Source organism: Acidobacteriota bacterium (genome assembly GCA_040754075.1).
In the GTDB taxonomy this organism is placed as follows: domain Bacteria; phylum Acidobacteriota; class Blastocatellia; order UBA7656; family UBA7656; genus JBFMDH01.
Genome location: JBFMDH010000015.1, coordinates 12,068 through 24,742, shown reverse-complemented (window position 1 = coordinate 24,742; position 12,675 = coordinate 12,068). Strand labels below are relative to the sequence as shown.

5 protein-coding genes are annotated in these 12,675 nt (G+C 53.3%); all 5 read right to left on the bottom strand.

The window, feature by feature from the left end:
- Window positions 1–8: 8 nt before the first annotated feature.
- A complete protein-coding gene (locus tag AB1757_16760; GenBank protein MEW6128693.1) occupies window positions 9–1,433 on the bottom strand; it encodes a M28 family metallopeptidase in 1,425 nt (474 codons plus the stop codon).
- 216 nt (window positions 1,434–1,649) lie between these two features.
- A complete protein-coding gene (locus AB1757_16755) occupies window positions 1,650–1,862 on the bottom strand; it encodes a hypothetical protein (protein MEW6128692.1) in 213 nt (70 codons plus the stop codon).
- Window positions 1,863–2,243: 381 nt separating this feature from the next.
- Window positions 2,244–11,045, bottom strand: coding sequence for a C25 family cysteine peptidase (locus AB1757_16750; protein ID MEW6128691.1), 8,802 nt, complete (start codon window positions 11,043–11,045; stop codon window positions 2,244–2,246).
- A 326-nt stretch (window positions 11,046–11,371) separates the two neighbouring features.
- Window positions 11,372–11,611: a hypothetical protein gene (locus AB1757_16745; GenBank protein ID MEW6128690.1), complete on the bottom strand. Its 240-nt coding sequence runs from the start codon at window positions 11,609–11,611 to the stop codon at window positions 11,372–11,374.
- 47 nt (window positions 11,612–11,658) lie between these two features.
- Window positions 11,659–12,309, bottom strand: coding sequence for a hypothetical protein (locus AB1757_16740; GenBank protein MEW6128689.1), 651 nt, complete (start codon window positions 12,307–12,309; stop codon window positions 11,659–11,661).
- Window positions 12,310–12,675: the final 366 nt, after the last annotated feature.

Below are 12,675 nucleotides of genomic sequence, written 5' to 3'. Positions count from 1 at the left end.
CCCCTTTTTCACTGTCTTCGTTGCGGACGATAGGGCGTCGGGTAAACCGCCATGCTCACATTGCCGTCTTTATCAACCGCCTGCACGCCGAAAAAGTAATTGTCCTTTGACATATTCTTAACCGTATAGCGCGTGACATTGCCGACCATCACCGCATTCGTCCAAAACGGCGCGGTGGTATCGCGCCAGACGATTCGGTAGCCGGCAAGGTCAGGCTCACGATTAGCTTCCCAGCGAATGGTCGTGTCGTTTTCAAGCCGCGCGGTTTCCATCTCGACCTTCTTTGGCGCAGCCGGAGCGAGCGCCAGGCTTGCCAGCGCCGCAGCATTGACGCGGGCGACCTGGGCGACATAATTGAAATCCACAAACTCCGGCAAATCGCCATATTTTACGCCGTTGTCTTCGCGAATTTTCTGATGCTGGTGTTTGTAATCTTCGTTCGGCTCGGTCATCCGCACTGCCGCAAAGCCGCGCTCTAAAAACGGCGAATGGTCGCCGCCGCGCAGGTAACGGTCTTTGCGATAAATCACATTGACTTTGAAACCTCTCAGATAACGCTCGCCGGTTTCTTTGATGTAGCGCGCCAGTTGGCGGGTCGGCAAATCGTTTTCGCCGCCGGTTTGCAACTGGGTGCGCAGTTCCGGCGTAAGTTGCGCAAGCGGCGGCACCCCTTCGGCAAACAAGCGCACCTGTTTATCGTCAATATGTCCGTCTTCGGCGCGTGAACTGCCGATGATGTCGTTGGTAATCATGCCTGCGACGTTCCAGCCTTTCTGCTTAGCCATCTCCGCCCAGTGCCCTGCGCCAAGCAAACCTTGTTCTTCGGCGGCAACCGTCATAAACACCAGCGTCGCATCGAATTCATATTTTGACATGACGCGCGCCATCTCCATCACCGCAGCGGTTCCCGACGCATCATCGTTTGCGCCCGGCGCGTCGCTTGTCGCATCCATTGTATCCTGCGCGCACACACACGAATCGTAATGCCCGCTGACGACATAAATGCGGTCTTGCGATTCAGGCTGTTTGCCGGGCAAGGTCGCGACCACATTGACAAGTTCCGTCGGTTTATTGACGCGCCCGCCGGCCGGTTGAATGAAGGAATCGAATTCGACCTGAAGCCTGCCGCCCGCGTCTTTCGCGTAGCCTTCCATTTCGGCTTTAATCCAACGCCGGGCAGCGCCGATGCCGCGCGTCTCGCTCTGCGTGTCCGAAAGCGAATGACGAGTGCCGAAACTGACCAGTTTGCGAATCGTCGCTTCGATATTTTTGGCAGAAATTTCACTGAGGATTTTTTGAATCTGCGGGTTGAGTTTGGCGCTTGCCGGTTTCGTTGATGATGCTTTCTTAGCTGAAAGCTTCTGCTGGGCGTTCAGCGTCACCGAAAACAAGAGCGATAAAACCACAACGATTAAAGAGACTTTTTTTGTCATAAAGGAAATCCTGAATCGAAGAATGAGTTTCCACTGAGCGATTTGAAAAGCTTATTTACCGGGTTGCTTCACCAGACAGGCGGCGTGTCCCATCACCACATCGCCGTCATTGGTCATAGTCGGCGTAGGTGTCCACCCCCTGGCTAACCGCTGTTCTAAAATTTCATCGGCGGTCGGTTGATGTTCCCACAGGGCAACTGCCCGAATCGCGCCAAGTCAGGTGGTATCAAACACCAGAAAAGTTTTTTCTTCAATGCGGATAATCACATCGTGGGTGAATTCGTCCTGGGCAATCAGGTTCACCAGTTTCGCCGCCGGGGTGCGGGTGAGCATCCACTTCATCACCTGTTCAAGTGAAAGCAAGGCACTGACTTCTTTAAGAATCGCAACGGACATCATCAACAGACCCGCCTTTGCAATATTTCTCAAACTGGATTTTCTTTGCAGTTTCGGTTTTAGGCAAGGGATTTTGAGGGTGCAAAAACTTTCTTTGGAGCGCAGTGACCGGTCACCGCTTTGGCATTAATCGCAAAATGGCGGAATTACTCATCAAACCTGAAAGGGTTTTATCTCAACGCTAAAGCTGCATCGCAGAGTATGACGCTACTGTCGCAGCACGCCAAATTCCGGCGTCGCGCATGCCTGCTCCAACACGAAGCCAACCATCGCTCAAACCTAGCCATCATCCGCGACCCGTTTGTTTGTATTTCTTGCGTAAAGGTATGTGGAGCGACGGACTCGTAAGTTGACAAGCACCTCTACCGACTTGCCCATACGAAAACCATCACTCCACAAAGGCGGCTTGGCTGACTACTTCCATCTGGTCATCGGGTCGCCAAGCAAAATCCAGGTGCGGCGAATATCGCTATCGGTTGTCAGGCTTTTGGCTTTTTGAATGACTTCGCCAAGCGTCAACGTTTGATTGGCAAACCATAACCGATAGAGGTCTTGATTTACCGAAGCCTGGGGCGACGGGTGCGTCATGCCGCTTGATGTCCATACCGCAAGCGCGCCGCCACGCTCGGCTTTCATTAACGCTTCACCCAGGGAATCGGTTGTCGGGTGGAGGAAATAACCATTCAAACAATTCATGATGACGAATACCGGTAATTTTTGATTCGTGAGCGCGCGCGCCTGGGTTGCCGAAAGCAAGTTGCCGCGCCAGAGATTTGCCGAACCGTGCCCGATGTAATTGACCAGTTTCTGCCCGCGATTGAGCGCTTCGAGAAGTTTGTTCTTTGCCGTCAGGTCATCAAATTGACTGCGGCGAAGTTCATCTATGCGAATTCCGGCTGGAAGAAGCGGACGCAAACCGGCGCTCGCCTGTTCAAAAGCAAACCCATCATTGCGGTCACTGACGAGCAACGCCGATTGAGTTAAGCCGGTCTGCGGCGCGACCAGCAGTTTGGCAATGACCGCAGCGACCTCTTCAGCATTGCGAACCGGCAATCGCCCGATGGCAATTTCGCCAATGCCATCGTCATTCAAATCGACCAGCCATTCATCGCTGGCGGTTTCCATAAATCGCGTATCCACCAGTCCCGTGGGCACGAAATCGAAATCACCGAAGCCCAGATAATTCCTGGCATCGTAAGAAGCATCGCCAACCAAAAGGACAAAGCGCGGCGCAATTTTCCAATTGGTTTTGGCGAAGGCGAAAAAGTCTTTCACGGCGCGCAACGATTTATGCCCGAAATTGAATTCGTCATAGAGGTCTTCGACATCTATAACCGCGACCTTGTAACCGGCTTTTTCGCGCGCCAGGCGCAAAGGTTCGATGGCATTAAAGAATTCGCGCGTGGTGAGAACGACCAAATCCGCCGTTTGCGCGCTATCACGCCATTTCGACGGTTGGTTGGCGCGTATCAATGCAGGGTGTTGAATTCGCGAATCAGCAAGCGCCAGTAATCTTCGTTCGCCTTTTTCCAGGGGAACAGCGGTCACCAGATAGCTGCCATCTTTTTGGGCTTCGATATTGCCAAGCAACTCCACAATCAAATCGGGATTGGTCACATCGAACACCCGAATAGCTTTCGTTGAAAAACCGTCGATGGTGATGGGCTGCTCGCCTTTGGCGATTAACGTCAGCGCATCATTATCTGCGGTGAAGGTGTGTTGATAGGTCAGGCGCAGCGCCTCAACCAGACTGACGTCGCTGCTGTTTTGTTGCGCCAGCAACCGAACGGTATTTGCGCCTTCGCGTAGCAAGGCATGCGGCAAGGTAAAGTTCGTAGCGCCCGATTGTTGTCCGTTGAAATCCACATAGCCGAGGTTATTGCCGTTCAGTTGCACCAGTACGCGATGCGCTTGCAGGGTGACGCCTTGCAGGTTGACTTCAAGAATCGTTTGCCCTTTTGATGGCGCAACGTGGTTGAGGTTAAGCGGCTGATCGACGCCTTCGGTGGTGACAACCGCGCCGAAAAAGTTTTCGCGTTCACCATTGAGTAACGCCGAAAAATAGAGCAACCGCTCGCGCCGCTCAACCGTGCAGGTGAAGGAATCTAAAAACGTAGACACGCCTTCACCTCTTGACAGTGTGATGCGCTTACCCGCCTGTTTTCCTTCCACCAGCCAGTAAGTGCGTGAAGCTGTCGAAGGCGTGTCTAACCCGATACCATAAAATTCAATGAACGAATGTTTATCAAAAAGCCCGTCTTTATTGGTTGAAACCTGGATAGGAATCTCCACCCCATCCACGAACATCTGCAAGCGCGCGGGGTTGGCGTCCTTTGAGAGTCCTGCGGCAATGAGTTCCGCCTGCGTTACGCGATACCAGCCTTCACGGTTAATAGAAAGTTTAACCGCCGTTTGTGCAGCCAGCGGATTGGGTGAAGGCGGTAAAGTCCTGCGCGAAACTGTCGCCGTCACTTCAGAGGTTTTCGACGCCTCGGACGATAACGGTGTGAACTGGCTCAACAATGCCGCCTGTGAACGCGCAGGCGGCATGCCGCCAACCCATTTGGCATAGAAGGGACCGTGCAATGTTTTGCGCCCTGCCAGGTCTACGTCTTCCAGCCAATACGCGGCATTCTGACAATCCGCAATCCGCGATCCGCAATCCGCAATCGAAGCGTCCCACCAGGCATAAGCGTCACCGGCGTTCAACACCTGATAGGCAGTGAGCGCCGAACCGGCGATGAGTTGTGTATTAACCAAGGCGCGTTTGCCTGCTGCTTCGCGATAGATATTGAATCCCAGATTATCGGCTTCGCTCGCGGTTTGCCATTCAATCAATGCGCCTTTGTCATAGGCGTTGATCGTGACATTCGCCAGACTCGCCAGCGTGGGATTGTCCGATTGGTAAACCGTAAAGGTCTGCCCGCCTACGGTAATGGTTCCCGAACGCGCGCCGCTCGGATTGGCTTGAACTACGTAAGTGATGGTGGTGTTGCCGGTGCCGCTTGCCGGGCTGACATTGGTAATCCAACCGGCGTTGCTCACCGCCGTCCACGCGCAGCCCGTCGCTTTAATGACATCGAAAGCGCCGTTACCTCCGGCATTAAAAAATGAATCGCTGGTCGGCAACAGTTCCAAGGTGGCGCAGGCGCTCGAATCGGCGACGGCGACCGCAAGCGAAAATTCCGAAGTGTTATTGTTTTCCGTTGCGGTTGCGGTAATCAATCTGCCGATAGCCACAGCGGGCGTAAACGTCGCGCTGAATGTCGTATTGCCGGTGTCATCGGTAATCACGGTGCGCGAGCCGAGATAGATTTGACCTTCGCCATAGCCCGATGAATCAGCCGTCGCGTTGTGATAAAAATCAACTGTGAAAATAGTGTTTGGGGTGCTCGCGAGCGCTGCTTGAATTACGGTGTTGCTGCCGCCACTGATTGCCGAAGTGATGACCGGAAAATTTTGCAAATTGTTTGCGCCGGTATCGCTGTCGTCCACGTCGTTCGCCGTCACGCCATCTGCGCCGAGGTCAATTCCTAATTGAGTATTGGAATGAATTGAATTACCGCGAACGCTGTTGCCGGTGCCGGAACCGACAAAGACGCCGTCCCAACCGTTAAAGGCGATGACATTGCCCGCACCGGCGGCAGTTCCACCTATTGTATTGTTGCTTGCCGAATCGTGAATCCATACGCCGGGCGAACCGTTGCCAAGCGCGCTGCTGCCGTCTGCCTGTGTGCCGATGAAATTGCCCTGCACCAGATTTCCGCTCGTGCCGCTGGCTTCAATCAAAATTCCTTGTGTGGTGTTGCCCGAAATGAGGTTGCCCGCGCCTGCCACCGTTCCGCCAATGAGGTTGTTGGATGAGCCGCCTTGTATATGAACGCCCCGTAAAGTATTGGCAATGGCGCTTGCGCCTGTGACATCTGTACCGATGTAGTTGCCCTGAACCTGATTATTGGTTGCGCCGCTTGTCAGTTCGACACCGACGATATTGCCTGAAATGAGATTGCGCGCTCCGGCTACTGCGCCGCCAACCGTATTCATAGACGCAGCACTAATCCAAACCCCATAATTTCCGCCAAGCGCGCCCGCGCCCGCGGCATTCGTGCCAATATAGTTACCTTGCACGAGGTTATTGATTGCCGCTGCGCCGTTGATGTAGAGGTTGCGGAAATCATTACCCGCAATCACATTGCGGGCGGCGTTCGTGATGCCGCCAATGGTGTTGTTGGGCGCGTTGTTGATAAACACGCCGCTATCGGCATTGCCCAAATCGGCGCTGCCATTCACATCTGTGCCGATGTAATTACATTGAATGACATTGCTGCCATTGGTTTCAAGGAGTATGCCATGAAGACTGAAGCGATTGATGACCAACCCCTGCATCGTGCTGTTGCCGGCGGTGATGTGTAATCCGTTTGCGCCTGCACCGGCGCTCGCGCCGTTCAATTCGATAATTGGCGAACTCACAAAACCGGATTGGGTTTTGCCATCAATGATTACCGGGTCAGTAATCGTCGGCAGCGCCGCCAGCAGATTGATGGTGTAGGGAGCCGCGCCGGGAATGCAAAAATCAATGGTGTCGGTTCCCGCATTACTATTGGCATCGAGGATGGCTTGCCTGAGCGAGCCTGTGCCGCTGTCATTGAGGTTGCCGACTGCCGCGACATGGAGCATGGTGTTGCCACTCACTGCAACAGAGGTTGACGTAGCCGTAATCGTAGTATCGCCGCGCGCCATGCCGGTTGCCACGCCTGTTTGACTGATGGTTGCCGCCGTTGTGTTGCTGCTTGACCAAAGAACTTCGAGAGGTGTGTAGGCTTCGTTCGCTGAGAGGGCATTGCTGGCAGCGTCCCCGCCACCCACGACATAGATTTTGCCATCAGCTACGACGGCTTGCGTTTGCCAGCGCGCGCTTGGCATGGGGGCTTTTGTCGTCCAGTTGTTGCTCGTCGGGTCATACTCATAAACCGTGTTGAAGGCGGTAAAGCAACAGGTGAACCCGCCACAGACGTAGATTTTACCGTTTACAGCCACGCCTGCTGAGACCTGCAATGCGGTGGGCAACGGTGCTTTCGTCGTCCAACTGTTCATTATCGGATCGTATTCTTCGACGACGTTGACTTGACTGCCACCACAACAATCGGGTGCGCCACCAATGGCATAGATTTTACCGTTCACCGCTGCCGCTGCCAGAGTGCGTCGAGCCGTAGGCATTGGCGCTTTCGTCGTCCAGGTATCGGTCGCGGGGTCATACTCCTGTACAACATTGGTTGCATTGCTCCCATCCTGACCACCGATAGCATATACCTTGCCATTCAGGGCAACTGCCGCAAGAGCGTAACGACCGGTGGGCATCGGTGATTTCATTGCCCAGGTGTTATTTACCGGGTCGTATTCCTGCACCAGGTTGATAGTGGTGAAGCCTCCGAACACATACAGCTTGCCGTTGCCCGGCGCTGCTGCTGCCGCAACGAAAGTCGCATTCGGCATATTGGCTTTATCTGTCCAGGTATTGGTTGAAGGATTATAGGCGCGCGTTTCAGCACGGGCGCCATTAAATTCTCCGCCAAAAATATAAATCTGCCCATTAAATTCCGCAGCCGAGAGCAAACGACGCGGCGAAGGTAAAGCGGCTAAAGACTGCCAACTGTCACCCGCAAGTGTTTGCATGGAACTGTCGCTAAAGGTTCCTGTAGCCGTAAACGCCTGCGTATTGCCAGCTCCAAGGCAAGCAGTTGTGGGAGTCACATTGATGGCGGTCAGAGTTTTTACGGTTAGTGTGGTATTGCCGCTGATACTGCCGGAGGTCGCAGTGATGGTCGTCGCGCCGTTGGCGAGCGCCTGGGCGACACCGTTGGCATTGATGCTTGCGACTGCCGGAGTGCCGCTTGTCCAGATTGCGCCAAGCTTATCAATTTTTTTAACCGTGCCGTTGGGCGCGGCGGTTCGTTCAGTGCAATAAATGAATGCGGCATCTTCGGCTATTCCCCAGGGGGCGTTCAAATTGGTCGCCAGATTGATTGCTGTTCCACCCGCTTTCGGCACTTTCTTCACCAAACTTGACCCGCTCGCCGTGACATAAACATACGCCGCGTCAATGGCTACCTGCACCGGACTTTCAACGCCGCCAGCCAGCGCGATGGTTGCGCCGCCGCTTTTGGCAATTTTATTGACCGATGAATTACCCGGGACGTTGCCGGCTTCCGCCCAGTAAACAAAATCCTCGTCAACCGCCAGATTGGTCGGACCGCAAAGCAGTCCGGTTCCCAATGCAGTGACTGCGCCACCCGCCTTGGATACGCGATGAATGCCGCCGCTGCAACAACACCCCCAGTCGACGAAATAGACAAAGCTTTCATCCAATGCCAGTCCTTTGGGGTTGCCGCCCTGCACGCCTTGCGCGAGCAAAGTGGCAGCACCGCCGCCAACCGGTATTTTTCTCACTTTGCCGCTGCCGCAACAACCTTCCGTCCAATAAACATAAGTGCCATCAACCGCCAACCCCTTCGCGCCAAGACTATCCTGTAAATCAGGCGGCACATTGATAAGCGTAGTGATGGAGCCGCCGGAAATTGCAATTTTGCCGATGCGATAAGGGCTGGTGTCTTCCGTAAAATAGAGAAAATCGCCATTCACGACCAGCAGACGCGGATTGCTTAACCCGCTTGCCAAGGTCGTCATTGCGCCGCCCATTTTCGGCATCTTCTTCAACTCGCCGCTCGATTGTTCAAGCCAGTAAATATTGGTCGCGTCCACAGCAACCCCCATCGGGTTTTGGTTGCCGCTCGTCAAATTTTGCGCATTGAGCACTCTCAACGAACCATCGTCAAACGTGCCGGTGGCTATAAAGTGACGATTTTGCCCAACCGCAATCGTCGGATTCGCCGGCGTGACGGTTACTAAAACCAAGGGGCGCGAAGTGACCAGCACACAAGCGGAAAATTCTGAGGTGTTGTTTGCCGGGTCAGTCGCCGTGGCTGTGATGAAAGAGCCGACGCTAACCACTACAGGAAAAGTAATGTCAATGGTTGCGTTGCAACTGCCATCTGTGGAAACCGTCGTTGACCCCAGATAGGTTTTGCCTTCGCCGTTGCCTGAAGCATCGCAGACGGTGTTCGAGAAAAATTCGATGGTGAATGTGGTATTCGCTGCGCTGTTGAGCGAGCCGGTGATTCTGGTGCTGGTGGTGTTGGAATTGGCGGCGTTCAATACCGGGAAATTCTGCAAGAGGTTGCCGCCGGTGTCCGCGTCACAAGCATCGTTTGGCGTCACGCCATCAATCGTGCCAAATGGCGGCGGCAACAGATTGATGCCCAATCCACCGTTGGCAAACATTGAATTGCTGGTGAATTTATTGCCCGTCATGCCGGTTGCCAGAAATCTGTAATCAGGCTCCAGGCGAATGCCATCCGATGCGTTAAAGGCAATGGTATTGCTGTCGAACAGATTATTGGGCGCGCCCGCGCAACTCAGATTGATGCCCTGCATGCCGTTGCCGAGATTGCAGACGCCCGCCTTATCAGTTCCGATTTTGTTATTGAGAATTTGGGTGGTCGCTGCATCGCAAAGCGAAATGCCGGATGAGGTGTTGCCGGAGATGACATTATTTTGAATCGTATTGTTGGTCGCCTGCACCGAAGGCGACCCGAATCCATGAACCGAGACTCCGCCGGCATTAGCGACAGCGGCGGTTGCAGAAGCATTGGTGCCAATATAATTGTCGAGGATTTGATTGTCTGAGGGTGTGTTATCTGTGCCATAAACGATGGCGACGCCCGATCCGTTTGTCCAGCCATTGATGACTAATCCTTTCACTATATTGCCATCGCCGCTGATTTGAATGCCATTCCCGCTGGACGACGCGCCGCCATTTAGCACAACTTCGGGTCCAAACAGATTGGTGTCGCCGGTAAAGGCGGTCTGCGTCGTCGCGTCAATCGTCGTGTTGTTTCGCAAAACCGGCAACGCCGAAGTCGGCGCGATGGTGAAAACTCCGTCGCTAAAATTCGGGTCGGTGTTGGGAATATTAAAAATAATGGTGTCTGCGGTATTGACATCCGCGTTGGCGTCGAGCATCGCTTGTCTGAGCGAACCCGCGCCGCTGTCATTGGTGTTGGTCACTACCAAAGTCGTCGGTCCAACGGTTCGTTTCAAAATCGTGCCGGTTGCCCCGGCGGCATACCCGGTGTTGGCATCAACGAAAAAGACGCGACGCAATTCGGTGGTAACACCGCTCGCTTCCGGCGTCCAACTCGCGCCGCCATCTGTGCTCATCAATATGAGACCGGAAGCGCCAACTGCCCAGCCGTTATTGGCATCCGCAAAATGCACGCTGCGTAAATTGGTGGTCGTGCCGCTGGTCTGCGCGTTCCAGTTCGTGCCGCCGTTGGTGGTCTTCAAAATGACGCCGCCGTTACCGACTGTCCAGCCGGTGTTGGCATCGAGCATAAAGATGCCGTTGAGTGTATTGGTCGTACCGCTGGTCTGCGCCGTGAAGGTTACAGTGCCGGTGCTCGCATTAGTAATCCGCCGGATGAATCCGGGAAAGCCGACCGCCCAGCCATTATCCGGGTCTGTAAAATACATATCAAAGAATTGTGATGAGCCGCTTAGATCATCGAAAATCTCTTCAACCACAGAGGTTCCATTGAATGTATAACGCCCGAAAAACCTGCCGCCGCTGCGATTGACCGGCGACCAGGCTTGTGTCGCCGAAGTCGCAAAGAGATTGTTGCGAAAGTTGGTAGCCGTCACATCAACCAATGCCTGCCAGTTTGCTCCGGCGTCGGATGTGTGCATCACAACCGAGCCGCCGCCAACCCATCCGGTATTTGAATCAATAAAGCGCACGCCGAGATAGCTCGACACCGGGACGCCGCCCGGAGATGACACGCTTGTCCAGTTTGTGCCGCCGTCTGTGGTGTGAACAATGGTGTTGGCAAAACCCACCGCCCAGCCTTGACTGGCACTGGTGAAATGGACTGAAAACAGATTGTTGGTGGTATTGCTGGTCTGTTGGCTCCAGCCGGCAGTCTGCGGGTCGGCTTTGTTCTTTTGCGGTTCAGGGTTCGTATAGGTTTCCGATTCTGCCGGGTGTGAAAATGGCGCAATCACTCCCAGCATCAGAACCAAAATTGCTGCAAATCGCCACCGATTAGTTAGAACGAATATTTTATGTAGCGTCGAAGAGGTGTTGATGAGGGCTTTCAGCATAGTTATGTTCTCCAAGAAGACTGCAAGTCGCATAGAAGGTTTCCGACCAGTGCCGCTGTTGCAGATAGATTTGCACAGCCACAACCAATGACCTGGGCAACGCCTACCCTGAAGAGAGTAGTCACCTGCCGCCTGTAGCGAACGAGGTATCGAGCAAACCGTCCAAATTGGAGCGCGTCAGGACAAAATGAAATGCCACCAAGCCGTATCGGTTGAATCCGTTGCTTTGTAACCTATTGTCCAACAGCAAACCCTCCTTGGAAATAATTCGCTTAATTCATCGCCCGATTCAGCGCGGCAATCAGCGCAACGATTCGGCAGGCGCGTCAGGGCTTGGGGCAAAGCCCACAGTTGGATATGCGGCTGACCTTTGCAGGGTTGGCGCAAAATTTATTCACTCCCTGAGCGCAGTTCACGTTGCCGTTAATCTGCGAAGTTTGCAGCAGTGAACCGTTTGAGAAATTGCATAAATTAAAGCCTGGCAGGGCGGAAGCAATGCCTGGCGAATTGCCCGATGCCGGCGACGCATCGCCGATTCTAAGGCACAATCCCAGTTGAACGCTCATAGCCTCCTCCTCTGTAATTTTTCTCAAATCAATCAGCGTTTTTAGCTCTATCTGATTTGCGATATATCAATCGCGCGGTTGGAATCGAGCGACCCAAATGAATTGATCGTATTGACATTCATCCCGTCATTGCCATCATCCACCGCGCCTGTAACCGTGCATTCTGCGTGAGGTCCATTCTGGTGGAAAGTTTCGCGGAACCCTTGATTAGAACCAACCGGGTTTACATTAAAGACAAAGGTATCAACAACCGTGCCAATGGCATCGGCATTCCAAGCCAGGTTGATTGCCAGATTACTGACGGCTCCGACTTCCAGATTATTAAAGTTGTTGCCGGAGGTGCTGATGATGGTGTTTAGGGTGGCAGATGACAAATCCGCAGCCAAGACAAAATCGCTGTTTGCAATCGCGCCGCTGAGATTATGTCGGGTCGCATTGCCTGCCAGATTGCCGTCAAACACTTGGAGTAGCAATCGCGTCGTCCCGCTATTGCTATCATGTGTGACCGTGAGATTGACCCGTGGATAGGTCGTTCCATTGATTTCGATGTTCTGCAACACGGCAAATGCCGATTGTCCTTTTGCCTTGAAAATCTGCGCGGCATTGGGCGATTGCGCCTGTAAACCCGTGGTCAAACTTATCCAGGCGAAAACAATGAAAAACCCTTTAACCAGGAGTCGGGGGCAAAATTTATTCATTGAAATTTCTCCTTTATGCAAATTGGTAAATTGATAAAACAGAATCGAAGTCTCTACTCTCTTTCAGAGGTAATGGTGTGTCGTGCGCATCCTTCAGAAAGTCGCTTTCCGTAGGTGCACGTTTGAATCCGTACAACCATTGTGCCACCAGACGGGTTTGTGATGGGTTGCCGATTTAGTTGCTCAATTGAAGCGGGTTAGAGAAAAATCATTGGAGGCATGACGAATCGTCATCTGTAACCCATCAGGCTACACTTGTTGAAAAGCGGTTTTGCAGGCAAGGTTTGAATAAAAAAAGGTTGTTCAGTTTTTTCCTTGGCAAACCGGTCTGAATCATCCGGTCTGGTTGTAGCCTGTCAGGTTACA

What these genes read in the sequence shown, in the direction of transcription:
- AB1757_16740 (MEW6128689.1), bottom strand. Translation starts at nt 12,309, where the DNA reads ATGAATAAATTTTGCCCCCGACTCCTGGTTAAAGGGTTTTTCATTGTT.
- AB1757_16745 (MEW6128690.1), bottom strand. Translation starts at nt 11,611, where the DNA reads ATGAGCGTTCAACTGGGATTGTGCCTTAGAATCGGCGATGCGTCGCCG.
- AB1757_16750 (MEW6128691.1), bottom strand. Translation starts at nt 11,045, where the DNA reads ATGCTGAAAGCCCTCATCAACACCTCTTCGACGCTACATAAAATATTC.
- AB1757_16760 (MEW6128693.1), bottom strand. Translation starts at nt 1,433, where the DNA reads ATGACAAAAAAAGTCTCTTTAATCGTTGTGGTTTTATCGCTCTTGTTT.